Below are 25255 nucleotides of genomic sequence, written 5' to 3'. Positions count from 1 at the left end.
ACTCTTTACCGCTCTTGACTATAAAACTTACTAGCTTTGTAAAAGTCAATGACGTTAAAAAGTAGAATTTTGGTAATGCCTGCGATCGGTATAGCAAAAAATATGCCGACAAAGCCGAATAAACTCCCGCAAGCCAAAATTGAGAATATTATCCAACCCGGATGAAGACCTATTTTATCACCGATAATTTTAGGCGTTAAAATATACGATTCGCCGATATTACCGATAAGATAAATCATTACTATATATAACAATTTTATTTTCATACCGAAAGTTAAATAGCCGACAATTAGTGCCAGAGAAAAAGATATTAAAGTGCCGATAAAAGGGATGATAACAAGAAACCCGCTTAAGATACCTAGTAAAATGGCTAAATCTATACCGACAATAGATAATGAAATACTATAAAAAATCGATAATAATAAGCAGATATTTAGCTGCCCCCTGATATAAGCCGATAGTAAATTATTAATGGAAAATAATACTTCTAATATTTTCTTTTTACTTTGCATCGGTAATAATGATTTCATATTTGCTATAATTTTTGGCCAGTCCCGTAGGAAATAAAATAATATTATAGGTATTAATAACAATAATATAAATATATTGATTGTAACTATCGTATAGTGCCAGAAATTATTAGCAAGGCTAGTTAATATAGTAAATATATTATTTATAAAATTACTTAGCGAATCTTTAATTTTATCGGCAATATTCGGTTCTATTGAGTAAATTTTTGCCGAAAGATGCGGCATTATTTCCGCTTGAAAATAATTTTTATATTTAGGAACATTATTTATAAAAATAGAAATTTGTTGATAAATTATCGGTAATAATATAATAAGTGCTACAAAAAACACTCCTAAAAAAATAAGGAATATTATAGATGCCGCTAGGTTTCTCGGTAGCTTGAGCCGTGATACAATAAAATCAATAGTCGGCTGTAATAAGTAAGCAATTATAAAAGCAATAAAGAAAGGTTTTATAGCACCTGAAATTAACGCTGAGGCAGTTATAAAAATCCCTAGAAGGATAAACCAAAATATAGCTGTTTTATTCAAAATATTTCTCTTTTTAACAGGTTTATATTATTAATATGTAGATATCAGAATCGTCATTGCGAAGCCCCGAAGGGGCTGCGGCAATCCAGAAAATAGATATTTCAGCGTAATATAATATAATTTTTTTCTAGATTGCCACGTCGTTGCTACCGCAACTCCTCGCAATGACGATGGAGCAGCAATACTTCTTCCCAAATAACACGACTACCTAGCCACCTGAACAGTTGCAGGGCGTAATAGTCGATCTTTAAGCTTATAACCCACTTGCATTATGGCAACTATACTCCCGGACTTATACTCATCACTATCGATTTGCGAGATTGCATTATGTATATTATGGTCAAACAGCTCGCCTATTATCGGCTCTATTAACTCTATATTATGTTTTTTAAATATTTTTGCAAGCTCTAGCGCTGTCATTTCCACCCCTGAAATAACACCGGTGACAATATTAGCTGCTTCTCCTTCAAGATTTTGCGGTTTATACTCTAACGCTCTTGATAAATTATCACTAACGGTCAGAATATCTTTGGCAAAAGAAACTATAGAATAATCACGTGCTTCATCACGAGACTTTTCTAAACGCTTTCTGGTATTTTCAGCCTCCGCTACGCTTCTAAGTAATTTATCCTGTAATATTTCGATTCGGCCCTTTAAATTAGCTACTTCTTCTGCTTCAGGTTGCAGAGTTTCTTCTAGCTGTGTTTCTTCTTCATTTTTTTCTTTACTGTTATTATCCATTTTATTATCTATCTTTATTTGAAGTTTAATGCTAACTATATAATGAAAAATTATAGATTTTCAAGTATACTCTGCTGATTTCAAAAATTACTCTTTCATTTTATCAGGGACTCCTGTACTCACGTACTAAGTGTACGCTGCGTGCAGTCGCCCCTCAAAATAAAATTTAATTTCTGAAATCATTTGAGTATATACTACTTATCTTTCAAGAATTATTACAGATAAATTACAATTATGAGACCATCAGGCAGAAAAAACAACCAAATACGTCAAATATCGATAGAATTATCTCCTCTTGTTAATGCAGAAGGTTCTTGTTTAATTAAAATCGGCAATACTCACGTTATGTGTAGTGCTACTTATGAGACAAGCATACCGCCTTTCTTACGTGGGCAAGGTCAAGGATGGATTACTGCAGAATACGGTATGCTGCCCGGTTCTACCAATCAACGTATAAAAAGAGAAGCGGCATTAGGTAAGCAAGGAGGTAGAACGCAGGAAATCCAGCGGCTAATAGGTAGATCAATGCGTGCGATAATTAACCTTAAAGCCTTAGGAGAGCGTCAAATTATTATTGATTGCGACGTGATAAACGCAGACGGCGGTACTAGAACGGCAGCCATTACGGGAAGTTATATAGCTCTGCATTTAGCCGTTCGGTCGTTAATGAACAGGAAAGCGTTAAAAGTGAATCCGTTAATTACTCAAATTGCCGCCGTTTCTTGCGGTATATATAAAGGTGAGCCGATAGTTGATTTAGATTATCTAGAAGACAGCAACGCCGAAGTGGATGCGAATTTTGTTTTTGCCGGGAACGGCAATTTAATTGAAGTACAAAGTACAGCCGAGCAGAAACCGTTTTCCGAAGAGCAATTTTTAGCGATGCTAAAACTAGCAAGATCAGCAAGCACCGAATTGTTTGAGTTGCAAAATCAAGTGTTGCCGGAAGAGTGATATTATACTGTCCGACTTGACTTGACCGGCATTATTGTATGACTCGAAAATTAATAAAAAACTCGTCATTGCGAAGCCACGAAGTGGCTGTGGCAATCCAGAAAAACATAGTCATCCTGAATTTATTTCAGGATCTATTAAAAAAAGATGCTGAAACAAGTTCAGCATGACAAGGACTAGATTGCCGCGTCGGCACTTTGTGCCTTCTCGCAATGACGATTCCGGTAGCCACGCAACAACGCTCATGCAGGCGAGAAGGCGTTGTTGCATGGCTCTAAAAAAGTACCCTATGTCATTCATAGCTCAAGGCGGGAATCCAGCTTTGTCATGCTGAACTTGTTTCAGCATCTCTTGTAGTATATCCTGAAATAAATTCAGGATGACTATTTTTTTCTGGATTCCCGTTTTCACGGGAATGACATAACACGCTTTGAACCTATCCACGCAACAATGCTGCGCGGGAATGTCATCGAGAGTATATAGAAAATTTTTATTTATTCCGCCGTTTCTTCTGCTCCTTCTCCTAAAGGTAAAACATTAGATAATGTGCGTTCACTACTATTTGCTAATGAATTTGCACCGTTTGCATCGTTATAGCCGGTAATATTTGCTTCTGAAATAAAATTAATTGTACCGATTCTGGTAGCTGAAATAGGCTCTTCTTTAGATTTAGACATACACATATCCTTATAAATTATTAAAATTTTCTTAATATAAAAATATTTATTCAAGTATTCTCAAGTACAAATACAATAAAATATTTAATGTTTCAATTTAAATTTTATTAAAAACTTCATTTAATACTTTATTCAACTATAAATTGTATTATAATACCGTATTTTGATTTATGCGGCTTGTTATGATAAATATATTTCGGTGTTTTATTTTAGTTTTTGTTTCGGTTATTTTAAGCGCTAATAAAGTTAACGCTTCCGCTTGGCTGTTAGAGGAGGGTAGGTATCGGTATAGTATAAATATCAATAATGTCGATAAAGCCTCAAAAAAGGAGAAGAAAAAACGAGAAATTTTTGCCCAAGATTTAGAAGAAAAATTGCAGCAGCTAGAGGCGTCTAACCGGCAATTAAACCCAAATTCTCGCCGTTATAAGAGGCTATCAAAACGCATAAAAAAATTGCGGCAAGGGATAGCGGAATTGTCCTCATATCAAGATGAACGGCTTACAAGCGGTAGTGTTGAATACGGCATTAGCGACAATCAAAATTTCGGTATTCATTTTTTATTTAAGGAAGATAAGTTTATCGGTAGAAAAAGCTTTACCGAGGAAGCCGGTTTATTTTATAAGCTTAAATTGTTTCAGGAAAATGATTTTGTTATATCGCTCCAGCCTAAAATCTTTGTTAGTAAAGATAAAGGCTGCAGAGAGGAATTTTTTGCAGAATTTTCATTATTATCCGGCATGTCAAAACAAATTTATTCTGCCACCGTGTTTAATCAAAATACGGTAAGTATCGGTCATTATCTTAACTATCTCGGCTATAAAAAAAGATATTATAATGTTTCTACTTCTGAAGGGATTAAATTTGAGAACGGTTTTATGTTGGTGAGTTTTACCAAATATCATAATCGTCAGGATTACGGTTATATTTATGAAAAAACCGTCTATGAACAACTTTCGGTTGCAAAAATAATAAAATTTGATAATGTAGGGAAAAATTTTTTAACAACTCAAATCGGCTATTTTTGGGATCGTAGCCTTTCAAATAAAAAATATAAAATATCGGGTATAACATTTTCAGTATGGTTAGATGTATAAATATAGATGAAGATAATATTTTAAAAGTAATTAAGAATAGAGAATTACTAAATGAGTTCCAAATTGCTAACTTAAAATTGATTCAAAAAACTACTAAAGAGAATTTAGGCGAAATTATAATTCGGGAAGAGCTTATTGATAATGAATTAATGATAGATCTATTACATAACAGTAATTCATTACCGTTAATAGATAATAAAAGTCATGATATAAAGATTTACGATTATTCTCGTATTAAGGAATATATAGTAAAGGGATATTTTGTTTATGAAGATATCCAAAATAACAAGGTCATTGCAATAAATGACTTAAGAGTTTTATCGTTGCTAGCAAATGCCGGAAACCATATATACTTGATTAAAAAACCTGATTTTTATAAGGTTCTAGAAGCAAATTTTGCTCACCTAAATATTGTTAAGTCAAAATATTTCCTGGAATTTACGAGCGAGGCGGTCATCGCTAAAAATATTAACTATAGCGATAAAGTAATAATTTTCTTCTTAATTTTTTTAGGGATGCTTGTATATTTTCCCGCTTTATTTCATATTGCCAATAATGCCGGTTATTTTTTACAAAATTTTTTGAAAATATTGTTATTCTCGCGTGCTGTTTTGCCTGATAATTTGCCCTGTAAGGTTGCCTCAAATCAAGCTCAAATATCTCATTTTAATCAAGAATCTAAAGAATTTCCAATTTATACGATTTTAATACCTTTATATAAAGAAACAGGCAAATTAAAATCGATAATCAAAAATATCTCTCTTCTAAATTATCCTAAAAATAAATTAGACGTTAAGATTATTATTGAAGCCGATGATTATTTAATGATCAAAGAAATCTCCATATATAATTTACCTTCATATATTCACGTGTTACAAGTGCCTGTCGCTTTACCGAGAACCAAACCGAAAGCCTTGAATTACGCTATAGAATATTCACGAGGGGAATATTTAGTCGTATATGATGCGGAAGATATGCCTGATCCCGATCAGCTACTTACGGCATTAAAAGTATTTAAGGATTTACCGCCTGAATATGCTTGCTTGCAGGCTAAACTTAACTTTTACAATAAAGACGAGAATTTACTGACCAAAATGTTTAACATCGAATATAGCTTATGGTTCGAGTATATTTTAAAGGGTTTGAGTTTACTAAATTTACCGGTGACGCTCGGCGGTACTAGTAACCATTTCAAAACAAATATACTATATGAAATAGGCGGCTGGGATGCCTATAACGTTACGGAAGATGCCGAACTTGGTATAAGGCTTTATTCAAAAGGCTATAAAGTATATATGATTGATTCGTATACTTTAGAGGAATCGCCTATTAGTATCGGGAATTGGTTAAATCAAAGATCACGTTGGATTAAAGGTTTCCTGCAAACTTTTTTTGTTTTTAAAGCATGCAAAGATAAATGTAAAAAATTTAATTTACGGCAAATAGCTACTATTTATATTTTTATCGGCTTATCTTCTTACTGTTTTTGGTGCTTACCTTTTGTAATATTTACCATTATCATAAACAAAAATCCTATAATTAATTATTTATGGCTGATTAACGGATTTTTTGCATTCTTATATTTATACGGAAGTGCTTGTTATATATTGATGTGGCTATAGTATTCCGGACAGTTAGTATGAGACAATATTAACAGAAAGGAAATACAGTATGACAAAAACAAAAATGTATTCTAGTGAATTTAAAGAATCAGCAGTTAAATTGGCAACTGAATCGAAGCGACCTGTTATTCAGACTGCAAAAGAATTAGGTATCAGTAAGAATACTTTATATAGTTGGATAGATAAATATTCTAAACAATTTGAAGAATCAATAACAAGAACAGATGAACATCTGTATGATGAATTAAAAAGATTAAAGAAAGAGCTGGTGATAGTAACACAGGAGCGTGATATACTAAAAAAGGCTGCAGCGTACTTTGCAAAAGAGTCCCTGTAAGGTATGCATGGATAAAGAAGCATCAAGATGATTTCTCAATTGCAATTATGTGCAAATGTATGAAGGTATCACGTAGCGGTTATTATGAGTGGTTAAATAACCCTGGATGCAATAGGGATAAAGAAAATAGAGAATTAACCTGTAAGGTTAGAGCTATTTTTCAGGAAGGTAGACGAAATTATGGATCTAGACCCATTAAAAAGGCTTTGTTGAGGCAAGGCATAATTGTTAGTCGTAGGAGAATTACAAGACTAATGAATGAAGCTGGCTTAGTATGTAAAACTAAGTATAAATTTAAAGCAACTACTGATTCTAAGCATAATAAGCAAGTTGCTCCTAATTTATTGGATAGACAGTTTAAAGTTTCTAATGTTAATTGTTATTGGGTTGGTGATATCACCTATATCCCAACTGGAGAAGGATGGTTATATTTAGCAACAGTTATTGATCTATTTTCTAGAAAAGTAATAGGCTGGTCAATGAATAGTAATATGAAAGCTGATTTAGTTAATAATGCTTTGCTAATGGCAATATGGCAACGTAAACCACCTAAAAAGCTTATTTGGCATACTGATAGAGGTAGCCAATATTGTTCTGATAATCATTTAAAACTTATAAAACAACATGGTATTATACAGAGTATGAGTCGTAAAGGAAATTGCTGGGATAATGCTGTTGCTGAAAGCTTTTTTCATACTATAAAAACAGAATTAATTTATCAACATAAATTTAAAACTAGGGAGGAAGCAAAACATGCTATATTTGAATATATAGAGGTATTTTATAATCGTATAAGAATGCATTCTGCTAACGATTATCTATCACCAGTACAATACGAAAAAATACAAAAATGTGCGTAAAAAACTGTCCGGAAAACTGTTGACAGATCATATTAAGAATTTATAGGCAATCGTCAAAATTACGTTTCCTTGATATTATTGCCTTAATTCTCTGGCCTAGTTATTTTATATTACATACGCTAGCGTCCTATAAAGCAATTTGGGAAATTATTTTTCAGCCGTTTAAATGGAATAAAACAAAACACGGAGTTAGTACTAAATATTTTGATAAATAATTTAAAATTTTTTAGTAGTTACCTCTTGAACTACTAGAAATAAATTATATATAGTAGTATACATTTAAAATATTTATTTTGGAGGTTAGAAATGTCTTTTAAACCGTTATATGACAGAATTGCCATAAAACCGATTCAGCAAGAAGAAAAAACAGCGGGCGGAATTATTATCCCCGATACCGCAAAAGAAAAACCGATGCAAGGGGAAGTAGTTGCGGTAGGTAAAGGCAGTAGAGGAGAAAAAGGAGAGTTTCATCCGTTAGAGCTTAAAGTTGGGGATAAAGTCCTATACGGTAAATGGGCCGGTACTGAAGTTAAAGTAGCCGGTCAGGATTTGATCATCATGAAAGAAAGTGATGTTATGGGTATAATTAATTAATGAGCAAGGAAATCCTTGTCATCCCGTGACTTGATCGGCGTTGTTGTATAGCTCGATTAACACTGCGTCATTGCGAGGAGGGACAAAGTCCCGACGTGGCAATCCAGAAAAAATTAGCAAAAAATGCTATGAAAATTATTATTTTTCTGGATTGCCACGCTCCTTACAGTCGCTCGCAATGACGGTGTTTTTGTTAGTAGATATGACATCTAAAAAATTAATAATTTTTTTATTTTAAGGAGAATTTAATATGGAAGCAAAAATAATTAAGCACGGTTCAAAAGCACGTGAACAATTGTTAGAAGGCATTGATATCTTAGCCGATGCGGTAAAAGTTACCTTAGGTCCGAAAGGCAGAAACGTACTTATTGAGCAATCATTCGGAGCGCCGAAAATTACTAAAGACGGTGTTACGGTGGCAAAATCAATTGAAATAAAAGATAAAATTAGAAATGCCGGAGCTCGTTTAGTTAGGTCTGTTGCGACCAAAACGGCTGAAACGGCCGGTGACGGTACTACTACCGCAACCGTTTTAGCACGCGCTTTAGCTAGAGAAGGTAATAAACTCGTTGCAGCGGGCTATAATCCGATGGATTTAAAACGCGGTATGGATTTAGCAGTTAGCGCCGTGGTAGAAGAAATTAAAAAATCGAGTAAAAAAATTAATAGTCAGGAAGAAATCGCTCAAGTAGGCACTATTTCATCAAACGGCGATAAAGAAATCGGCGAAAAAATTGCTAAAGCAATGGAAGAAGTCGGCAAAGAAGGAGTAATTACCGTTGAAGAAGCTAAAAACTTTAGCTTTGACGTCGAAGTAGTTAAAGGCATGATGTTTGATAGGGGTTATTTATCACCGTATTTTGTAACTAATTCCGAGAAGATGATTGCGGAACTTGAAAATCCTTACATTTTGTTATTTGAAAAAAAACTATCAACTTTACAACCAATGTTACCGGTACTTGAGGCGGTACACCAATCAGCTCGTCCTTTACTTATCATTGCCGAAGATATAGAAGGTGAGGCTCTTGCAACTTTAGTCGTCAATAAATTACGCGGTGGTTTGAAAGTTGCAGCAGTTAAAGCTCCAGGTTTCGGCGATAGAAGAAAAGCCATGATGGAAGATATTGCCGTTTTAACAAAAGGTGAGTTAATAACTGACGATCTTGGCATGAAACTTGAGAATGTAAATATTAAAATGCTTGGTACTGCTAAGAAAGTTACTATCTCTAAAGAAAATACCGTAATCGTCGATGGTGCAGGCAGCAAAGAAGATATAGAAAAAAGAGCTTCGCAAATTCGTAAACAAATTGAAGAAACTACTTCCGATTACGATAAAGAAAAACTACAAGAGCGTTTAGCTAAGCTTTCCGGCGGTGTTGCCGTCTTAAAAGTCGGCGGTGCTACCGAAATAGAAGTAAAAGAGCGTAAAGATCGTGTTGAGGATGCGCTTCATGCGACTAGAGCGGCGGTAGAAGAAGGGGTTGTTGCCGGAGGCGGCGTTACTCTGCTACACGCAGCCGGAGTTTTAAGGTCATTAAAAGGAGCTAACAAGGATCAACAAGCCGGTATAGAGTTGGTAGCAGCAGCCTTACAAGATCCGGTAAGACAAATTGCCGAAAATGCCGGTGAGAATGGCGGCGTCGTAGTCGGTAAACTTCTAGAAAGCAAGGACAAAAATTTCGGCTTTAATGCTCAAGATATGACTTATGTTGACATGATTAAAGCAGGAATTATTGATCCGGCGAAAGTAGTTCGTACGGCACTACAAGATGCGGCTTCCGTTGCTTCATTGATTATTACTACCGAAACGTTAATTGTTGATGAGCCTTCCGATAAAGAAGATTCAGCACCGCGCGGTGGCGGCATGGACGGTATGGGTTTTTAATCTAATCCGAGTCATTCTTGCGTGGATCAAAAATTGCTATATTTCGGGGATTTTTTAAAAGTACCGCGGTGTCATCTAGTTGCTTGACCGGCGTTGTTGCATGGCTCGAATTTTCGATGTCATTCCCGCGTTTTCGATGTCATTCCCGCGCAGGCGGGAATCCAGAAAAGTATTTAAGCGAATTATATAGTAAATTTTTATATAAGTTTGTTTATTTTAAGTATTTTTTCTGGATTCTCGCCTGCGCGGGAATGACATCCGGCATTTTTTTAGAGCCATGCAACAACGCTAGCTTGACCACGGTATCCAGTTAGGCTTTTTAATTTTTTCTGGATGCCGTGGTCAAGCCACGGCATGACACTGGATTGCTTTGCAAAAATTCGAGCCATGCAACAACGCCGCATTGCCGCGGGAATGACATTGGACCGGCTTAATTTCATCTTAAGTTGACACCCAAGTACCCGCGGGAATTATATTGAAAACTCTTATCTAAGCTATCACCTTGTCGTAACAAGTTTAATTTTATGATCCTCATACCGATATTAACTATTTTTGGGTTTTCATATTTATTTTCTAACTGCTTAAAAACAAAATTTATTTTTGCTGTTCCGGTAGTTACTTCCCTTTTAGTATCACTTTTATATTGTGCTGCTATGGTAAATCTTTTACCTGCAGCCACTTATTTATTTTATTTTCTAGGTACGATATATTTTGCTTATTATTATACTCAAATCTCAAAAGATGATTTTTTAAAAAATATAAAACCATGCGTTAATGAAATTATCTCATTAAGTATAATTATCATCGCGTTTTTTATTTATACAAGTGGCTCGTATTTACATGCCTATGATGATTTTTGCCATTGGGGGGTATTTACTAAAGAATTATTACATTTCGGTTTTTTTGAAAATCAAAATTCCGCCTCTTCTATTATAACTACCCATGCTCACTATCCAAGAGGTAGTGCCGTTTATCATTATTTTATGTTATTACTTTCAGGTTATTCTGAAGGTAATGTATTATTTGCTCATTTTTTATTACATCTGATTTTTTTAGCACCATTAACGGCAAATAGAAAATTTTGGTCAACGATTTTTTTTATTTCTGTAATATTGGCTATAGTCGTGCTTTACACAACGGGCCTACGATCAATATATAACGACAGCACCATCGGCTTAATGTTCGGCTGTATATTTGCTATCTACATACTTGAAGAAGACAAACATAAAGCCATGCTTCTTGCCTTACCGATTGTGATACTGCTTGCTTTTTTCAGAGAAGTTGGATTATGGCTAGCTAGTTTTGCCTCTATAATTATAATATCCCACCATATAAAATTTTATAAAGGCGGTAGAAATAAAAAAGATTATATTATTTATTTTCTATTATTGACGTTACCGATTATGTGTAATTTTATTTGGCTGAGTTACTTTAAAAATACTCATGATTTTTTTGGTAGAAGAGAGCATAGCTTTAGTAATATCGTCGTAATTATAGAAAATTTTAATGAGCAGCATAAATTATTACTACTTAATTACGGCAAGTTTTTTCTTAAGTTTTTAGTGAAAGAGGGGAGCATCGCGCTATATATTATCGGCGGATTAGCTTGGTACTCGGTGCGCAAATATAAGCCTTCCTTATTAAGAGAATATAAATTTTTGCTAGTTGCTACCTTTATTTGCTATCTAATATTTGCCTTATGGCGATTATATTTGTATTTTTTCACTTTCACTTATGCAGAAGCAATTAAAGAAGCCTCATTACTTAGATATTTAGGATGCTATAGTCTAGCATTCGGTATAATTTCTTGTGCATATATAAAAAATAGTATTTTCTTATTCAATCAAAATAAAAAAGAATTATTTATCTTTGCGGTATTACTTGTTGTTGCATCGTTTTCGGTAGTTAAAAATACCTTAAGAATAAAACAATTATCGCCGGCACAAAAAGTTTTTAATGAGCAAAGTAGTATGGTTAAAGAATTATTAGAGCAGGGCGTAGAAGTGAATTTTGATTTTGGTAATAAACAGGATGGTTTGCAGTGTTATATATTAAATTATTCCTTAGCTCCTTATTTGAATAATAAATACTTAAAAGAATGTATGCAAGCCCCTAAAAATTCCGTAATTAATAAAGATTTGTCAGAAGAAAATAAAATTATCTATAGACCTTTTGTAAATGAGTTTGATATAAAAAAATGAAATGTTAAGAATTATCCATAGTTCGCGTTATTTAATCAATTATTGAATAATAAGCATGTTTATCATTTATTGTTGATCTATGATAACGATAAATTCTTTTTAATTTAGTAATGTAAGTATCTTCGGGAAGATAATCAGTCGGTCCGACATAAGATGAAGGTAATACTAATATAGGACCATATAAGAACATTTTTTTACTAATTATGTCTATTAAATTCCACCTCATAGGGGTATTTTTTTTATAAAACTCATCTAATGCTTGTGATAAAATAGGGCTATTTGCTACTGATCCTATAAGCCTATTTGAGGCTAAAATTTGTAAATTTTGATGATTAACCGGTTGTATTCCGGTATATAGCTTTAATTTATTGCCTAATTCAAATATAGGAACTATCGGTTTTGCTTTGAAATCTACGTAATGTCCGCCTTCTTTATTAATTATCTCTAAACCTGCTAAAAAACGTATATCTTCATTATTATAGTTAGTATTGTCAAAATAGGCTGCTAAATATGGGAAAGATTTTAAAATTTTATCTTTTGTCCAGATATCAATCTCAAATATACGGTTTAACATAACCCATTCGGGTATATTAAGGTCAAGCTCTTTTTTTTCTTCTTCATTAAATACGATAAATATTATTTTTTGAGGAATTTCTCCTATATTTTTAAATTCCATATTTTTAGGATGAAATTTTTCATAATTTTCTCGCATCATGTTTAATCGATGTTGCTCAATCAAAGGTAATTTTTGAAAAGCTTTTTCTCGCTCCGGGTCATACATATCCATACTATCATTAAAAGGTAAATATCCTATTTCATCTTTAGTAGTATAATTATGAAATACCAAAGATTCTTTTTGTACTTTAGGAAAAGCAAGTTTATGCGGTGGCATTTTTCCGGCAAATACTTTCCAAAAATTAGAATATTTATTCGGAGTAGGAGGGAATAATTCCCAAGATATTAAATCACCTTTAACAGTACTAAAGAAATAAGTAGTAGGAAGTGCAATAACCTTATCACTATAGCTTGCTGTTTTTTTAAAAGCTTCTGTTAAAGGAATCATTGAAGTTTTGACTATAAAATTATGAAATATCGGGAAGTATATCTCACCATTATCATATTTTTTGAATTCTGTTGGAAGATTTTTATGAATTTGTTCTAACGTTTCTTTCAATATTGGGTGATTAGGGGCTGCACCAATAAATCCATTATTAAGTACCCCTCTAAACTCTAATGCTGCATAAAAATCATATTTATGGTTCATTTCATCAAGAGAGCGATAACATTTAACGTCCATATCTCGATAGACCCCACCATATTGTAATAATATTTCATATCTTAATATATCAGTTTTTTGTACAAGGCTTCGTGAAATATCATATAGATTTTGGTATTTTGTCTTCAACTTAAGTGTATCTTCGTCTTTCCAAATTTTAAATTCCCAAGTAGGATGTAAAAGGCGACATTCTTCTAAATAATTTTTATATAGAGGAGGGATGTTTTTCGAGCCGATCCATATTTGATGTATAACTTTAGGAATTAAAGGAGTTTTATTATACGGCATTTTTGAAGGAGATTTTAGAGAATAATGTTTAGCCATTATTTTTAAAGTTTCAGAATTATAGAGAGCGTCATTTCTGTTAATAGTATTTTCTGCTAATAGTTCTGAACCACCGGACATAGATTCCATAAAGTCCACATCAGCTTTATCTTTTGCAAATCCAACATTACTTGAAAATAATAATATTATTAATATAAAAAAATGCATATTAAAGCCGATATAGATTTATTATTGTAAGATTCTCTTCAATAAACCTAATAAATGTAACTTTTTAAGTATGTATTTTACGCCTAATAAAGTTTTTTTGATTATAGGATTGTGAATTACTATACAAAGAGCAGGATTATAAGAAGGTATATCTATTAACATTTCATTATCTCTTGTTGCTAGACGACAAGCTGTTAAAGAATCAAGAGCTATATTTTTATAATCTTCCGTAGTGTAATTAATATTTTTATAAAGTAATTTGTTAATGGTTAATTGATCGTTACTTAATACCATATTAATAATAGTTTCCCATTGAGAGATTACTTTATCATTATCGAATCTTTTAGCTAATTCGATTGCTTTTTTGCTTATTTTTAGTCTTAACTCACTATCTTGCAGTAAAAGAATAGTTTTTTCAGCCATCCCTTTTATATCGTCTTGTTCTACTATAAAGCCGTTTTGACCTTCGAGAATAACATCTTCAAGCCCGTTTATTTTATTTGCGACTACAGGTAAGCCGTATGCTCCTGATTCTAAAAGTACCATAGGCATACCTTCTAATGTTGAAGTCATAATATATACGGCTGATTTTTTGTAATAAGAAGATACGTTATAAATCACTCCTGTAAAAATAATATCTTTTCCTATTTCTAAATTATTTTTTTCAATTAACTCTTCTAATGTTTCTGTTTCGTTATTTATTTTTAATGTTAAATTATATAAACCGATTACATACAGTACCGCATCATTATGTTTACGCTTTACTTCTATAAAAACTTTTAATACTCTATCTAAGCGTTTATTTCTTCCCATATCTCGTGTAAAATCACCGATACATAGTAAATTTTTATTATTAGGGAATTGAGGTTCTATATCATAAGTATTAAAAGTATTAAGATTCGGTATTATAGTTATATTATTTAAGCCGGCTAACCTACAACTTTTATATGTATAAGTGTTTAAAACCGTAGTTATATTAGCTTTTGCAATAATATTTAAAAGTTTATCAACAAATGGAGCAAAATAAAATAATGTACTATGAACCGTGAAAATATATTTAATATCAGGGTAATGCTTATAGATAAGATTTATATGCCTGTCCATATATAAAAAACTTATAACAAGCTCAATTTTTGTATTATCAATAAGCTCTAATAAATGGTCTTTTTCATTCTGTATACTTGATTTAGTGACTTTAACATTTTCGTTCAATTCATACTGATATGTTTCGGTCTCGCTATAAAAAGTGATTAGATTTATGTTATATCGGGGGTTAGAAGATAAGCTATTCATTATATTAGATGCTACTCTTTCCGCCCCACCTTTTTGTAGGCAATCTAATAAAAACAAAATGTTAATTGTCATAAAGCATTAATAAATTCAACTATTTTTATCGTCCTTTATTAAATAAGGATAATTCGCTTGATAATATCTTTAAGCAATAGGTCTGTCAATTAATTTTAGTTTATTATTATCAACTATGGATAAGTTTTAGCTTAAAAACTTATCCATAGTTGGGGTTATTAATAAATTCTCTAGATATATAATATTTTATATAAACCGCCTAATATTACTAGATTCAAGAAATAAATATGATTATAGTATGTAACATTATAAAAACTTAAATCAAATTTATAAATGAATATTTTAATTACCGGTGGAGCAGGTTTTATAGGCTCTCATCTTGCCGATTATCTTTTAAAAGCCGGGCATAATATTACAATATTTGATGACTTATCTTCAGGAAAAATAGAAAATATTTCAAAAGAATGTAAGTTAATAGTCGGGGATATTAATGATGCTAATATACTTGAAAAAACATTTGATAAAATAGATTTTTGTTATCATTTAGCAGCCATACCGTCCGTGCAAAAATCAATCGATAATTGGCTTGCCTGCCACAAAGTTAATCTAACCGGTACTATTAATGTTTTTTTAGAAGCCGCTAAGAGAAAAACACCGGTTATATACGCATCTTCGGCGGCGGTGTACGGAAATTCAACGCAGATGCCTTTATCGGAAGAGAATATAGGAAAATTTATTTCGCCTTACGGGGTTGATAAATATACTTCTGAATTGCAAGCTAGTGTTTTTGCCCATTGCTACGGTTTAAAATCTATAGGATTTAGGTTTTTTAATGTTTACGGTCAAAGACAAGACCCAAATTCTCCTTATTCGGGAGTTATTTCGATTTTTATTAATAAGTTGCAAAATAATAAACCTCTAAATATTTACGGCGACGGAACTCAAGAAAGAGATTTTATATTTATCGATGATGTTGTTAAATGCTTAGCTTTGGCTAAAGATTATATTTCAGTTGAACCGCAAATATATAATTTAGGTGTCGGCTACGGTACAACCCTTAACTATTTAATAAAAACTTTATTTCAAGCAGTCGGTCATGAAGTAAAGCTAAATTATTTAAGCGCGCGCGAGGGAGACATTTATAAATCTATTAGCAATCCCGAAAAGGTTGAAAAAAACCTTGGATTTAAGGCATCTATAAAATTGCCGGAAGGTATAGCTTCGCTTATTAAACCATTAATTAAAAACTCATGATCGATATAAAACATAATCTAGCTGCCGCCTATCGAATAATGGCATATTTAGCTATGGATGACCATACTTATACTCACTTATCCGCAAGACCCTTAAATGCTGATTTTTATTATATTTATCCTTTTGGTCTAAGATTTGAGGAAGTAACCCAAGATAATCTACTTAAAGTTAGCTTAGAAGGGGAAGTTTTAGAGGGAAGTGAATATCAATATAATAAAACCGGCTATTTTATTCACGGTAATATATATAAAGCGCGATCCGATATTTCTTCTATATTTCATTTTCACACGCCGGCAAGTGTTGCGGTTTCATCGATGCAATGCGGGTTATTACCGATTAGCCAGTGGGCATTACATTTTTATGAAAGAGTTTCGTATCATAATTACGGTTCTTTAGTGCTTGATAACAATCAAAGTGCAGCACTGGTTAATAACCTTGGGCAAAATTATGTAATGTTTTTACGTAATCACGGAGTAATTACCTGCGGGAAAACAATTCATGAAACGATGTTTTATAGCTATCATTTAGAACTAGCTTGCAAAACGCAATGCTTAGCTTATAGGGGAGGGCAAGAGTTAATTACTCCTTCTAAAGAAGTATGTCGGCAAACGTTACAAGATATATTATCATTTGAAAAAGATTTAGGCAAGCGTGATTGGGAAGCTTGGCTTAGATGTATAGACTCTATTGTAAGGACAGATTACGGTACATAATTAAAACAAATACCGTCATTGCGAGGAGGCATTTATGCCGACGCGGCAATCCAGTCCTTGTCATGCTGAAACAAGTTCAGCATGACTATAATTTTTCTGGATTCCCGCCTTTAGCCATAACTGTCCGAAGTTGAAAAAAGGCTGTGTCATGCCGTGACTTGATCACGGCATCCAGGAAAATAAAGCCATATTAGACTTATTTTAGAATCTTTTTATGATATTATAAGCTGGATTCCGTGGTCGTAGCCACGGAATGACAGAATTTTTACCTCTTTATTTAAACGTTCGTACACTAGAGCCTTTAGCTAGAATGACATCGCAAATTCGAGCCATGCAACAAGGTCTGCAGTCGCTCGCAATGACCTAAATTCGTGCGCTTATTTCTAAGGAGTTAAAGCTAAATTGTGTTTTAAGTTGACTAGCTTAATGTGACAGTTAACGCTACATTTGCTACTAGCTAAGGTAGTTGAGGTTCGTTTTTTAGGTGTGCGTTTTACAATAAAATTTTCTTGAGGCTTTAATTTTATATTTTTCAAAAATTTATCTGTTTCATGAGCTAAATATTCTACCTTAACTTTTGCTATTCCTTGCTTTTTAAATTTTAAAATTTCAGCGGCTTTTTCCGAAACATCTACAATGCGATTCTTTTTAAAAGGACCTCGGTCATTGACCATAAGTATCACGGATTTATTATTAGCTTGATTAGTTACTTTAATAAGGCAAGGCAAGGGCAGGGTTTTGTGGGCTGCCGTTAATAGGTTTTTGTTATATTTATCTCCATTGGCAGTTTTTTTACCGTGAAATCCACCTTTAGTGCCGTACCAGGAAGCTATGCCTAGCTGGGTATATGATTTATTAGGGCTTTGAGGTTTATAAGTCTTACCCTTTATTTTATAGCTTTTTCCGACTTTATAGTGTCCTTGATAACTTAAATTGTGAGGATCATCTTTTGAGAGGTTTTTATATAGATGTTGTTTTGAAGTATTACAGCTTACAAGTCCAAAACATAGGATCAAAAAAATTAATAATTTTAATTTATTATAAGTTACTATCATCTATATCATTATTTTCGTTAGTATCGGAAAAATTATTCATTATTTTAACATAACAGACTACTTTCTCAACGCCTTTTATTTTTGATGAAATAGCAGATATTTTTGCTAATTCTTCTTCTGACCTAGCAATACCGAATAAATATACAATATTATTTACGGTAAGAACTGTATAATTTGCAAATTTTATATCTTTTCTAACTAAAGTTTTCGTTTTAATCTGCGTGGTTATAAGGCTGTCTCTGGTATATTGCACTAAATCAAAGTGATTGCTTTTTTTATTAACTTTAAGCTCATTAATAACTTCTTTAACTCCTTTTTGATTCCAAGCAATTTCGATTGCTTTCAAAGCATCTTCTTCTTTTTCTATATTTCCGGTAAATAATACTCGTGCTTGTGACACTTCTACCTTAATTTTTGCGCCTAACTCCTTAAAGTTATTTTTAATGAGTGCTGTTTTAATTGCCGCCGAGATTTTGGAGTCATTGATTGTTTCCGACATTGGCTGATCTTTTGAAGCGGCAATACCGGTAGTAGTTGCAGCGGTAAAGATTGCCGGTAAACAACCGCTTAGCGTAAGAGATAAAAACATGATGATTAAAATTTTTTGCATAATTATAATTTTTTATCAGGTAATTTGTTTCTTAACAAGTAAGGTATTTGTAATAAAATAACTATAAGAGTAATCGGGGGTACCCCGAATATTTTGAATTTTACCCATGTTACTTCCGTAAAGTTACGCCAAACTATTTCATTAATTACGGCCATGACAAAGAAAAATCCGGCGGCTCTGTAGCTTAAAGTAATCCAGCTTTCTTCTTTAAGCTGAATTATACTTTCTAAAGCATATTTAATAAAGGGATTTTTTCTTATACCGCTCATAAGAAAAATAATACCGAAAATAATATATAAGATAGTCGGTTTTATTTTTATATACATCGAATTGCCGCTAATTAACGTGACACTACCCGAAACAAGTAAAACACTTACAGAAATTAGCGATAATTTAGATACTTTCCCGTCGATAAAATAACAAAGAGTGATACAAATAATAGCGGTGATAAGCATATACAAAGTAGCATTTTGTATACCGCCGCCATAAAAAAATCCGGCAAAAAATGCTATTACGGGACCGATTTCTGATAATAATTTGAACATATAATATTTTTAATGTGTTTAGAATAAATTTATTCTATGTGTAATAAGTAATGAAAATAAACCTTCGTGATGTCATTCCGGCAACGGTGCGGCGTTGTTGCATGGCTCGAAAATTAATAAAAAACTCGTCATTGCGAAGCCGCGAAGTGGCTGCGGCAATCCAGGCTATCCCGAATGTAATGAGGGATTTAATGAGAATGCTAAACAAGTTTAGCATATCTGGATTGCAGCAATGGCATAAATGCCTCCTCGCAATGACGATTCCGGTAGCCATGCAATAACGCTAGTATAATGCCGGAATGACCTCTTCCGGCATTATCCCTTAAACTAGCGCGAAAACTTCGTATATTTTAATTTTATTTGTATTAAAATATTAATTAAACCTATAGTGAAAAAATAAGCCACAACCTGTAAACCGTTTGGTCTTGCAATGTAACCGGTAACAATATGTAATACCTTGCCTGTTATACTCTTATCGGAAATTAACCAAGAGCTATCCCAAAGCTGATCGGATAAAAACATAATTAGACCTGAGGAGGTTAAGATACCGGCGGCACTTGCCGCAAAACCTCCGGCGATCAGCATTAATAAGATAGTAGAAACTTTAAAAATATATCTTTGATTAGCAATTTTTATTAACCCGAAATATATTATTAAACCAACTAAAAATCCGGTTGTTGTGCCTATGATAACTCCTTGTAAATAAACGCTGCTAGTAAGTGTTTCAATTGAAGAGATACTATATACTAAAATAATAATTTCTGCTCCCTCGCGTAAAATAGTGCTGGCAACAAGTAAAACCAGCATTATATAACTGCCGCTCCCGTCGCTAATTTTTGCGGATAAATCATTAAGATGTAGCTTTACTTTAATACCGTAACCTTGCATCCAAATTATCGTCCAGCTAATTAAGATAGTAGTTAATATCATGATACAGGAGTCAAACAGCTCGTCACCCATCCCTCCAAAGGATAAAGATATTTTACGAGTGAAAAATGCAAAAATTGAGGCACATACTACTCCAAGCATGATGCCGGCAATAATATATAAACGTGATTTCTCTATTTGCTTTGTTACGGCAAGTATTATTCCAAGTAATAAAGATATTTCTAAACATTCACGAAATACAATTAAAGCAATTTTAAACATTTTATACCTTACATCTAATTAACAATAAGACAGCCTTGAGCAGTTTCTTGATGGAAATCACCGAAAAAATCGTATCTTCCGGAGGCTAAAGGTGCAAGTATAATATTTATAGAGGAGTTAGGCATTACTATTCTTTCTCGATGGAGATCATTACTTTCAAATTCTTCTACTATATCATCCTGGTTATGAATAACTAACAGTAATTTCGTATTTTTAGGTACTTCAATCAGATTGGGAGTAAATTTATGATTTTTTATAATAATATTTACTTCTAATATCTCTTCTTTAGTATCTTTACTAGGATGCTTATTTATAGCGATAATTATAATTATTACTAGTAAAAAACCTATTGAACTTAATAATAAAATAATATTTCTCATGTAAGTACCTATAAAAAAAATTTAGCCGGCAATTTTTATTAAGGAGACAAAATACACTAATATAACCATAATGACAAGAATAGTTAACAAAATATAATTCTTTTGTTTTTGAATATTTTTTTTAAAAGGCATATTTTTTATTATTTTATGTTCTACTTAGGTTATTACAAGTACGGTGTCATACCGTGGCTTGACCCACTACTGTACGAACGTTGAAAAAAGGCTGTGTCATGCCGTGACTTGATCACGGCATCCAGGAAAATAAAGCCATATTAGACTTATTTTAGAATCTTTTTATGATATTATAAGCTGGACTGAAGTGGTCGTAGCCACGGAATGACAGAATTTTTACCTCTTTATTTAAACGTTCGTACAGTAGTGGGTCAAGCCACGGTATGACACCGTACTTATAATAATCATAATACGGTAAATTATTAGCCATACAACAACGCCTTGCTTACGCGGGAATGACATCGAGGCGTATGACATTTTTTCTTTTTTACGGTTTAAAATTATTTAACTCAAGCATTAAATATTCCTCCAAGGGTAATGAGTCATTAGAAATGACTTTATTTAAATTCGATCCCGTAGCTTTAAAAGTTTTGCCTTTAGCAATTACTGTTCTAGTTCCTACCGGCACTTTGCCGTGAAGAGCATATGAAAAAATTAAGGGATAAGTAATATCGCCTATTTTCATATCAATTTTTTTCTGCAATAGCTTTGAATCATATAATATTTTACCGTCTGATAAACGAGTGATTTTTGCATCAAAGACTATTTTTTCTCCGCATAATAAAGGCAGCCGATAAGCTATTTCATCATCAAACACTTTTACTTCATTACTTTGTATAAAGTTTTGCGGTAATATAGATTTTAATACAACATTCAGCCTATACGGACTGTTTGGGTCAATATTTTTACTTTGGTATTCTTGATTATAATAGGCATATTTTACCGGAATAATTGCCTCTCTTGCTTGACCGACCATCATGCCGACAATTACGCTATCCATCCCCGGTAATATAGCTCTTGAACCTAAAGTAAAAGTCTTGGTGTCTTCGGTAAGTAAATTATTATCAATATCGGATAATTGATAATATACCGTTACGACATGACCGCAAGAAGCAGGACCGATATTACCGTTACCGATAGTATTAATTTTAAATAACGGCGTGATTAAATCTTTATGCACTTCTATTGTATAATTCTCGGTATCAAGCGGTTTATTTAACGGCTGCAGAAGATTTTCAAAAAATACTCTTCCTTCTTCGGTTTTAAGGGCATTTATTATTACTTTTGAAATGGTTTTTTCAATTAAATTACCGGTTAACGGATTATTCGGTTCAGCATGATCTGGCGGCCGGTTTTCAGAAGTAAGGTTATTGACGGTTGTTTGTTCTTTTTGATTATTATCTAAAGAAGGTGATGCTTTCATCTTTACAATGTTGTAAAGTATTAACATTACAATTATTAGAGTTAAAAATTTTTGCATAGCATTAAAGATTTAAGAATTAATGTTTTATGTATATTAACAATCAATAATCAATTGATCAACAAACAAATAAAAATTATACTTAAAATTAATTTGATTAACGTAATTAATTGATCTACTAATTAAAGTAGCGTTGTTGCATGGCTCGATAAAATAGCAGTATGTCATTCCCGCGCAGGCGGGAATCTAGAAAAAATATAGTCATGCTGAACTTGTTTCAGCATCTCTTTATAGTAGGTCCTGAAATAAATTCAGGATGACGCATAGAATGGATTCCCGTTTTCACGGGAATGACATCAAAAATTCGAGCCATGCAACAACGCTAATTAAAGTTTAATCAACACAATCAAAGTGGTAAAACGTGAAAAATTTTTTATTTTGTTTACTTTGTTTTTTGGCAGTTAACATATTTGCCGCTACGCCTCAATTTTATAGTAATAACCTTAATCATTGTAAGATTACTAGAAATATATTAAATGATTATGAACCGAAAGTTTTTGAATCCACCAATAACTTACTTCGTAAAACAGGTCAATTATCTAAATATAACGGCGAAAAAATTTTAATAAAGGGTAGGGTGCTGGATCAGAATTGTGTACCGGTGTCAGATGCAAAAGTATATTTATGGCAAGCCGGGCAAGACGGAAGATATCCGTATGAGCCTTTGCGGTTGCGGGTCGATAAAAAAAGATTCTACGCTAATAGTAATTCAAGCTTTACCGGCTCCGGTACTGCTACTACTAATAACAAAGGAGAATATTATTTTATTAGTATGTTATCCTCCCGTTTTAAGAATGCAAATATTAGAGTGGAACATTCTAGCCTTAAGACTTTGCAAACGCGATTAGAATTATCTGATAAAAATATTTGTGAATGTGAGTGCGGTGAAATGAATCCGGATTTATTTACTGCAGAACAAGAAATAAAAGCATATTGCTTTGATTTGGTATTGCAAGGTACTACTTTAAAGAGGTATTGATAGAGAGTACGGATAAAAGGTATTTATAAAGCCGAATCGTCATTGCGAGGAGATGCGAAGCATCGACGTGGCAATCCAGTTAAATATACTTTTATGCTAAATTTATTTAGCATTTTAATTAAATCCCGAATGTAATTCGGGATAGCCTGGATTGCCGCACTCCTTTCAGTCGTTCGCAATGACGTTTGTGTAAGCTACTCAAGATATTTCTGTTTGTTGAGGAATTTCTAGCGGTTTTTTGATACCGCAACTACTTAATATTGTCGATATTAATAATAAAAAAAGTAAAAATGTTTTCATTAAAATCTCGTAAAACTATAAAAAATACTTTTATTTATATGATTTTGAAAAATTATAGTAAATACTTTTTTATTATTATAGCGAGCTTATTGTTAACTACAACTAGCTTTGCCTCTTCCCAGTCCGGTAAACCTACTATAAAATTTTTAAACGGCTCAAATGTTCCGGATAACGTAATATTTTTTGATGAAGAAAAAAATCAATATTCTCTTGATCAGTTTGAAGGAAAAACTATATTATTAGTATTTTGGGCAACTTGGTGTGCGGCATGTATTAAAGAAATGCCCGACCTTGATATTTTACAAAAAGATTTTAGAAAATTACCTTTTGAGGTAATACCCGTATCGGAGGATTATCAAGGGATAAAAGTTATCCAAGAACATTTTAAAAGCTATCAAATAAGATATTTACCGATTTTTCACGATTATAAAAATCAATTATTTAAAGCATTTGCAATTGTAGGAATACCGACTAGTATATTAATAAGTTCGGACGGAAAAAAAATAGCTAGTTTTACCGGTAATACAAATTGGCATGACGAAAAAATTAGAGAGATTATTTTATCCAATATTCCGGGAAATTATCCCGATCCAAAAAATAGTTATAATGAAGGCTCTCTTAATCAGCCTGCTAAGCCTTTAAAATCCGTGCAAAAAGGCACGGTCAAAAAATCTATAAATCAAGATGAGTCAGAAAAATCAACTTCGGATGAAGAATTTACTTCAGAAGATAAAAAAGAGCAAAATAATGAATGAAAGAAATAAAAGCGTCGTTGCTAAAGCAGAATTTGAGCCGATAATAAGTAAACGTCAAATGAGTAAATTAGAACAATTATTTTCTTTTTTTCCGTCAATTTTTACTAATTCCAAAGATGTTATCGCTGTTCTGCGGCTTGGTGGGGTGATAGGTAAAGTCAGTACTATGCAGTCAGGGCTTACTTTAGAATCGTTAAATGAATTAATAGAAAAAACTTTTAAAATAAAAAAACTTAAAGCGGTTTGTTTAGTGATTAATTCACCCGGCGGTGCGCCGGTACAGGCAGAGCTTATTTCCAAACGTATTCGTGAGCTTGCCGAAGAAAATGAAATAAAAATTTATAGTTTTATAGAAGACGTTGCTGCCTCTGGAGGATACTGGCTGGCTTGCATCGGTGATCAAATATATGCCTCACGTAGTTCTATTATAGGCAGTATCGGGGTTATAGCAAGCGGGTTTGGTTTTCATGAAGCTATTAGTAAACTTGGAATAGAGCGGCGAATTTATACTGAAGGGACAAATAAAGCAATTTTAGACCCTTTCCAGCCGATACAAAAAGATGATCTTAAAATAATTAAAAATTTACAAAAGCAAGTTTATGAGCATTTTGTCGATTATGTGAAAAAAAGACGTAAGGGTAAATTAACCCAAGAAGATGATATTTTATTTAACGGGGAATTTTGGGCAGGACAAATTGCTGTTGATTACGGTTTAATTGACGGTATCAATGATATGTATAGCGTTATGAAAGAAAAATTCGGTGAAAATATCAAATTTCAATATGTTAGTGCTAAACAGCCGTGGCTTAAAAGAAAATTGGGTATAGTAGGTAAAAATCTTTCCGAAAATTTTGCTGATTCTTTAGTAGGGGCAATAGAAAATAAACTTATGCAAGATAAGTTTAATATTAAGTAGGATTA

Annotated in this window: 34 protein-coding genes and 1 pseudogene; 16 read left to right on the top strand and 19 right to left on the bottom strand. The window is 32.8% G+C overall.

What is annotated here, in order from left to right:
- Positions 1 to 5 precede the first annotated feature (5 nt).
- From AAHM91_RS06230 to grpE, 3 genes are read right to left on the bottom strand one after another with little or no spacing between them, the layout of a single operon-like run.
- The gene (locus AAHM91_RS06230; protein ID WP_342270222.1) at positions 6 to 1061 is read right to left on the bottom strand and encodes an AI-2E family transporter; all 1056 of its coding nucleotides are present in this window, start codon (positions 1059 to 1061) and stop codon (positions 6 to 8) included.
- 30 nt (positions 1062 to 1091) lie between these two features.
- Entirely contained in the window at positions 1092 to 1256 is a 165-nt protein-coding gene (locus AAHM91_RS06225; RefSeq protein ID WP_341794029.1) for a hypothetical protein, read from the bottom strand.
- Positions 1257 to 1265: 9 nt separating this feature from the next.
- The gene (grpE, locus tag AAHM91_RS06220; protein ID WP_342270740.1) at positions 1266 to 1814 is read right to left on the bottom strand and encodes a nucleotide exchange factor GrpE; all 549 of its coding nucleotides are present in this window, start codon (positions 1812 to 1814) and stop codon (positions 1266 to 1268) included.
- A 222-nt stretch (positions 1815 to 2036) separates the two neighbouring features.
- On the opposite strand from grpE, the gene rph reads away from it, so the two are divergent.
- Genes rph through AAHM91_RS06205 form a run of 3 tightly spaced genes read left to right on the top strand, consistent with a single transcriptional unit; the run spans position 2037 to position 3090 of the window.
- Positions 2037 to 2756: a ribonuclease PH gene (gene rph, locus AAHM91_RS06215; protein ID WP_342270221.1), complete on the top strand. Its 720-nt coding sequence runs from the start codon at positions 2037 to 2039 to the stop codon at positions 2754 to 2756.
- Between the two features lie 38 nt (positions 2757 to 2794).
- On the top strand, positions 2795 to 2926 hold the full coding sequence (locus AAHM91_RS06210; protein WP_341794032.1) for a hypothetical protein: 132 nt from the start codon (positions 2795 to 2797) through the stop codon (positions 2924 to 2926).
- Complete coding sequence (locus AAHM91_RS06205; protein WP_342270220.1) at positions 2923 to 3090, top strand: hypothetical protein; 168 nt, start codon at positions 2923 to 2925, stop codon at positions 3088 to 3090. The genes AAHM91_RS06210 and AAHM91_RS06205 overlap by 4 nt, the downstream gene beginning before the upstream one ends.
- Here AAHM91_RS06205 and AAHM91_RS06200 read toward each other — a convergent pair.
- Both AAHM91_RS06200 and AAHM91_RS06195 read right to left on the bottom strand, forming a co-directional pair.
- Positions 3060 to 3200 (bottom strand): hypothetical protein, encoded by a 141-nt coding sequence (locus AAHM91_RS06200; RefSeq protein WP_342270219.1) that lies wholly within the window; start codon positions 3198 to 3200, stop codon positions 3060 to 3062. The two genes, AAHM91_RS06205 and AAHM91_RS06200, sit on opposite strands and share 31 nt — an antisense overlap.
- Before the next feature lie 50 nt (positions 3201 to 3250).
- Positions 3251 to 3433, bottom strand: coding sequence for a hypothetical protein (locus AAHM91_RS06195; protein WP_341794035.1), 183 nt, complete (start codon positions 3431 to 3433; stop codon positions 3251 to 3253).
- Positions 3434 to 3615: 182 nt separating this feature from the next.
- Between AAHM91_RS06195 and AAHM91_RS06190 the strand changes: the two genes are divergently transcribed.
- The 6 genes from AAHM91_RS06190 to AAHM91_RS06165 all read left to right on the top strand — a co-directional run bounded on the left by AAHM91_RS06190 (position 3616) and on the right by AAHM91_RS06165 (position 10142).
- Complete coding sequence (locus tag AAHM91_RS06190) at positions 3616 to 4530, top strand: hypothetical protein (RefSeq protein WP_342270218.1); 915 nt, start codon at positions 3616 to 3618, stop codon at positions 4528 to 4530.
- Positions 4515 to 6152: a glycosyltransferase family 2 protein gene (locus tag AAHM91_RS06185; RefSeq protein ID WP_342270217.1), complete on the top strand. Its 1638-nt coding sequence runs from the start codon at positions 4515 to 4517 to the stop codon at positions 6150 to 6152. The genes AAHM91_RS06190 and AAHM91_RS06185 overlap by 16 nt, the downstream gene beginning before the upstream one ends.
- A 49-nt stretch (positions 6153 to 6201) precedes the next feature.
- Positions 6202 to 7349, top strand: a protein-coding gene (locus tag AAHM91_RS06180) for an IS3 family transposase (RefSeq protein WP_410526146.1) whose coding sequence is annotated in 2 segments (ribosomal slippage) — positions 6202 to 6448 and positions 6448 to 7349 — 1149 coding nt in all. Because the reading frame shifts where the segments join, the coding sequence is not laid out codon by codon here.
- Positions 7350 to 7655: 306 nt separating this feature from the next.
- On the top strand, positions 7656 to 7943 hold the full coding sequence (locus AAHM91_RS06175) for a co-chaperone GroES (protein ID WP_253307741.1): 288 nt from the start codon (positions 7656 to 7658) through the stop codon (positions 7941 to 7943).
- 250 nt (positions 7944 to 8193) lie between these two features.
- Positions 8194 to 9828 (top strand): chaperonin GroEL, encoded by a 1635-nt coding sequence (gene groL, locus AAHM91_RS06170; protein ID WP_342270216.1) that lies wholly within the window; start codon positions 8194 to 8196, stop codon positions 9826 to 9828.
- A gap of 116 nt (positions 9829 to 9944) precedes the next feature.
- Positions 9945 to 10142 carry a hypothetical protein gene (locus AAHM91_RS06165; protein ID WP_342270215.1) on the top strand — a complete coding sequence of 66 codons (198 nt, stop codon included), beginning with the start codon at positions 9945 to 9947 and terminating at the stop codon, positions 10140 to 10142.
- On the opposite strand, the gene AAHM91_RS06160 is transcribed toward AAHM91_RS06165, so the two are convergent.
- Together AAHM91_RS06160 and AAHM91_RS06155 are read right to left on the bottom strand one after the other, a co-directional pair.
- A complete protein-coding gene (locus AAHM91_RS06160) occupies positions 10098 to 10268 on the bottom strand; it encodes a hypothetical protein (protein WP_342270214.1) in 171 nt (56 codons plus the stop codon). The genes AAHM91_RS06165 and AAHM91_RS06160 overlap by 45 nt on opposite strands.
- Positions 10265 to 10507, bottom strand: coding sequence for a hypothetical protein (locus tag AAHM91_RS06155; RefSeq protein WP_342270213.1), 243 nt, complete (start codon positions 10505 to 10507; stop codon positions 10265 to 10267). Before AAHM91_RS06155 ends, AAHM91_RS06160 begins: the two co-directional genes overlap by 4 nt.
- Between AAHM91_RS06155 and AAHM91_RS06150 the strand changes: the two genes are divergently transcribed.
- On the top strand, positions 10482 to 12029 hold the full coding sequence (locus tag AAHM91_RS06150; RefSeq protein WP_342270212.1) for a hypothetical protein: 1548 nt from the start codon (positions 10482 to 10484) through the stop codon (positions 12027 to 12029). The two genes, AAHM91_RS06155 and AAHM91_RS06150, sit on opposite strands and share 26 nt — an antisense overlap.
- A gap of 31 nt (positions 12030 to 12060) precedes the next feature.
- On the opposite strand, the gene AAHM91_RS06145 is transcribed toward AAHM91_RS06150, so the two are convergent.
- Positions 12061 to 13797 carry a glycosyltransferase gene (locus AAHM91_RS06145; RefSeq protein ID WP_342270211.1) on the bottom strand — a complete coding sequence of 579 codons (1737 nt, stop codon included), beginning with the start codon at positions 13795 to 13797 and terminating at the stop codon, positions 12061 to 12063.
- Between the two features lie 21 nt (positions 13798 to 13818).
- On the bottom strand, positions 13819 to 15162 hold the full coding sequence (locus AAHM91_RS06140; RefSeq protein WP_341794040.1) for a glycosyltransferase: 1344 nt from the start codon (positions 15160 to 15162) through the stop codon (positions 13819 to 13821).
- A 273-nt stretch (positions 15163 to 15435) separates the two neighbouring features.
- On the opposite strand from AAHM91_RS06140, the gene AAHM91_RS06135 reads away from it, so the two are divergent.
- On the top strand, positions 15436 to 16356 hold the full coding sequence (locus AAHM91_RS06135) for an NAD-dependent epimerase/dehydratase family protein (protein ID WP_342270210.1): 921 nt from the start codon (positions 15436 to 15438) through the stop codon (positions 16354 to 16356).
- Entirely contained in the window at positions 16356 to 17069 is a 714-nt protein-coding gene (locus AAHM91_RS06130) for a class II aldolase/adducin family protein (protein ID WP_342270739.1), read from the top strand. The genes AAHM91_RS06135 and AAHM91_RS06130 overlap by 1 nt, the downstream gene beginning before the upstream one ends.
- 383 nt (positions 17070 to 17452) lie before the next feature.
- Here the strand turns inward: AAHM91_RS06130 and AAHM91_RS06125 are convergent.
- The 3 genes and pseudogenes from AAHM91_RS06125 to AAHM91_RS06115 form a co-directional block, all read right to left on the bottom strand.
- Positions 17453 to 18097, bottom strand: a pseudogene (locus tag AAHM91_RS06125) (septal ring lytic transglycosylase RlpA family protein); the annotation flags it as partial.
- Between the two features lie 10 nt (positions 18098 to 18107).
- A complete protein-coding gene (locus AAHM91_RS06120; RefSeq protein WP_410525859.1) occupies positions 18108 to 18734 on the bottom strand; it encodes a BON domain-containing protein in 627 nt (208 codons plus the stop codon).
- Between the two features lie 2 nt (positions 18735 to 18736).
- Positions 18737 to 19279, bottom strand: a complete 543-nt coding sequence (locus tag AAHM91_RS06115; RefSeq protein ID WP_342270209.1) for a septation protein A — start codon at positions 19277 to 19279, stop codon at positions 18737 to 18739.
- A gap of 50 nt (positions 19280 to 19329) precedes the next feature.
- Here AAHM91_RS06115 and AAHM91_RS06110 point away from each other — a divergent pair, with 50 nt between their 5' ends.
- Entirely contained in the window at positions 19330 to 19560 is a 231-nt protein-coding gene (locus tag AAHM91_RS06110) for a hypothetical protein (RefSeq protein WP_342270208.1), read from the top strand.
- Positions 19561 to 19606: 46 nt separating this feature from the next.
- Here AAHM91_RS06110 and AAHM91_RS06105 read toward each other — a convergent pair whose 3' ends face one another.
- From AAHM91_RS06105 to AAHM91_RS06085, 5 genes are all read right to left on the bottom strand, one after another.
- On the bottom strand, positions 19607 to 20428 hold the full coding sequence (locus tag AAHM91_RS06105; RefSeq protein ID WP_342270207.1) for an FTR1 family iron permease: 822 nt from the start codon (positions 20426 to 20428) through the stop codon (positions 19607 to 19609).
- Positions 20429 to 20442: 14 nt separating this feature from the next.
- Positions 20443 to 20808, bottom strand: coding sequence for a cupredoxin domain-containing protein (locus AAHM91_RS06100; protein WP_341794045.1), 366 nt, complete (start codon positions 20806 to 20808; stop codon positions 20443 to 20445).
- A gap of 283 nt (positions 20809 to 21091) precedes the next feature.
- Entirely contained in the window at positions 21092 to 21250 is a 159-nt protein-coding gene (locus AAHM91_RS06095) for a hypothetical protein (RefSeq protein ID WP_342270206.1), read from the bottom strand.
- A 57-nt stretch (positions 21251 to 21307) separates the two neighbouring features.
- Positions 21308 to 22300, bottom strand: coding sequence for an FKBP-type peptidyl-prolyl cis-trans isomerase (locus tag AAHM91_RS06090; RefSeq protein WP_342270205.1), 993 nt, complete (start codon positions 22298 to 22300; stop codon positions 21308 to 21310).
- Between the two features lie 36 nt (positions 22301 to 22336).
- The gene (locus tag AAHM91_RS06085) at positions 22337 to 22468 is read right to left on the bottom strand and encodes a hypothetical protein (protein ID WP_341794049.1); all 132 of its coding nucleotides are present in this window, start codon (positions 22466 to 22468) and stop codon (positions 22337 to 22339) included.
- Positions 22469 to 22661: 193 nt separating this feature from the next.
- Between AAHM91_RS06085 and AAHM91_RS06080 the strand changes: the two genes are divergently transcribed.
- Positions 22662 to 23279: a dioxygenase family protein gene (locus tag AAHM91_RS06080; RefSeq protein WP_342270204.1), complete on the top strand. Its 618-nt coding sequence runs from the start codon at positions 22662 to 22664 to the stop codon at positions 23277 to 23279.
- A 23-nt stretch (positions 23280 to 23302) separates the two neighbouring features.
- Here AAHM91_RS06080 and AAHM91_RS06075 read toward each other — a convergent pair whose 3' ends face one another.
- Together AAHM91_RS06075 and lptM are read right to left on the bottom strand one after the other, a co-directional pair.
- Positions 23303 to 23458 carry a hypothetical protein gene (locus AAHM91_RS06075; RefSeq protein WP_342270203.1) on the bottom strand — a complete coding sequence of 52 codons (156 nt, stop codon included), beginning with the start codon at positions 23456 to 23458 and terminating at the stop codon, positions 23303 to 23305.
- A 19-nt stretch (positions 23459 to 23477) separates the two neighbouring features.
- Positions 23478 to 23579, bottom strand: a complete 102-nt coding sequence (gene lptM, locus AAHM91_RS10955) for an LPS translocon maturation chaperone LptM (protein ID WP_410525858.1) — start codon at positions 23577 to 23579, stop codon at positions 23478 to 23480.
- A 38-nt stretch (positions 23580 to 23617) separates the two neighbouring features.
- On the opposite strand from lptM, the gene AAHM91_RS06070 reads away from it, so the two are divergent.
- The gene (locus AAHM91_RS06070; RefSeq protein WP_410526171.1) at positions 23618 to 24334 is read left to right on the top strand and encodes a TlpA disulfide reductase family protein; all 717 of its coding nucleotides are present in this window, start codon (positions 23618 to 23620) and stop codon (positions 24332 to 24334) included.
- A complete protein-coding gene (locus AAHM91_RS06065; RefSeq protein WP_253307727.1) occupies positions 24327 to 25250 on the top strand; it encodes a S49 family peptidase in 924 nt (307 codons plus the stop codon). The genes AAHM91_RS06070 and AAHM91_RS06065 overlap by 8 nt, the downstream gene beginning before the upstream one ends.
- Positions 25251 to 25255 lie beyond the last annotated feature (5 nt).

This window comes from Rickettsia endosymbiont of Orchestes rusci (assembly GCF_964030945.1).
In the GTDB taxonomy this organism is placed as follows: domain Bacteria; phylum Pseudomonadota; class Alphaproteobacteria; order Rickettsiales; family Rickettsiaceae; genus Rickettsia.
Note: the sequence above shows the minus strand (reverse complement) of the source record. Positions and strands in the feature narration are given on the sequence as shown.

Excerpts from the sequence above, each read along its gene's own strand:
- rph (WP_342270221.1), top strand. The coding sequence starts at position 2,037 with ATGAGACCATCAGGCAGAAAAAACAACCAAATACGTCAAATATCGATA.
- AAHM91_RS06210 (WP_341794032.1), top strand. The coding sequence starts at position 2,795 with ATGACTCGAAAATTAATAAAAAACTCGTCATTGCGAAGCCACGAAGTG.
- AAHM91_RS06205 (WP_342270220.1), top strand. The coding sequence starts at position 2,923 with ATGACAAGGACTAGATTGCCGCGTCGGCACTTTGTGCCTTCTCGCAAT.
- AAHM91_RS06195 (WP_341794035.1), bottom strand. The coding sequence starts at position 3,433 with ATGTCTAAATCTAAAGAAGAGCCTATTTCAGCTACCAGAATCGGTACA.
- AAHM91_RS06190 (WP_342270218.1), top strand. The coding sequence starts at position 3,616 with ATGATAAATATATTTCGGTGTTTTATTTTAGTTTTTGTTTCGGTTATT.
- AAHM91_RS06185 (WP_342270217.1), top strand. The coding sequence starts at position 4,515 with ATGGTTAGATGTATAAATATAGATGAAGATAATATTTTAAAAGTAATT.
- AAHM91_RS06175 (WP_253307741.1), top strand. The coding sequence starts at position 7,656 with ATGTCTTTTAAACCGTTATATGACAGAATTGCCATAAAACCGATTCAG.
- groL (WP_342270216.1), top strand. The coding sequence starts at position 8,194 with ATGGAAGCAAAAATAATTAAGCACGGTTCAAAAGCACGTGAACAATTG.
- AAHM91_RS06165 (WP_342270215.1), top strand. The coding sequence starts at position 9,945 with ATGTCATTCCCGCGTTTTCGATGTCATTCCCGCGCAGGCGGGAATCCA.
- AAHM91_RS06160 (WP_342270214.1), bottom strand. The coding sequence starts at position 10,268 with ATGAAATTAAGCCGGTCCAATGTCATTCCCGCGGCAATGCGGCGTTGT.
- AAHM91_RS06150 (WP_342270212.1), top strand. The coding sequence starts at position 10,482 with ATGGTAAATCTTTTACCTGCAGCCACTTATTTATTTTATTTTCTAGGT.
- AAHM91_RS06145 (WP_342270211.1), bottom strand. The coding sequence starts at position 13,797 with ATGCATTTTTTTATATTAATAATATTATTATTTTCAAGTAATGTTGGA.
- AAHM91_RS06140 (WP_341794040.1), bottom strand. The coding sequence starts at position 15,162 with ATGACAATTAACATTTTGTTTTTATTAGATTGCCTACAAAAAGGTGGG.
- AAHM91_RS06135 (WP_342270210.1), top strand. The coding sequence starts at position 15,436 with ATGAATATTTTAATTACCGGTGGAGCAGGTTTTATAGGCTCTCATCTT.
- AAHM91_RS06120 (WP_410525859.1), bottom strand. The coding sequence starts at position 18,734 with ATGCAAAAAATTTTAATCATCATGTTTTTATCTCTTACGCTAAGCGGT.
- AAHM91_RS06115 (WP_342270209.1), bottom strand. The coding sequence starts at position 19,279 with ATGTTCAAATTATTATCAGAAATCGGTCCCGTAATAGCATTTTTTGCC.
- AAHM91_RS06110 (WP_342270208.1), top strand. The coding sequence starts at position 19,330 with ATGAAAATAAACCTTCGTGATGTCATTCCGGCAACGGTGCGGCGTTGT.
- AAHM91_RS06105 (WP_342270207.1), bottom strand. The coding sequence starts at position 20,428 with ATGTTTAAAATTGCTTTAATTGTATTTCGTGAATGTTTAGAAATATCT.
- AAHM91_RS06100 (WP_341794045.1), bottom strand. The coding sequence starts at position 20,808 with ATGAGAAATATTATTTTATTATTAAGTTCAATAGGTTTTTTACTAGTA.
- AAHM91_RS06095 (WP_342270206.1), bottom strand. The coding sequence starts at position 21,250 with ATGGCTAATAATTTACCGTATTATGATTATTATAAGTACGGTGTCATA.
- AAHM91_RS06090 (WP_342270205.1), bottom strand. The coding sequence starts at position 22,300 with ATGCAAAAATTTTTAACTCTAATAATTGTAATGTTAATACTTTACAAC.
- AAHM91_RS06085 (WP_341794049.1), bottom strand. The coding sequence starts at position 22,468 with ATGACATACTGCTATTTTATCGAGCCATGCAACAACGCTACTTTAATT.
- lptM (WP_410525858.1), bottom strand. The coding sequence starts at position 23,579 with ATGAAAACATTTTTACTTTTTTTATTATTAATATCGACAATATTAAGT.
- AAHM91_RS06070 (WP_410526171.1), top strand. The coding sequence starts at position 23,618 with ATGATTTTGAAAAATTATAGTAAATACTTTTTTATTATTATAGCGAGC.
- AAHM91_RS06065 (WP_253307727.1), top strand. The coding sequence starts at position 24,327 with ATGAATGAAAGAAATAAAAGCGTCGTTGCTAAAGCAGAATTTGAGCCG.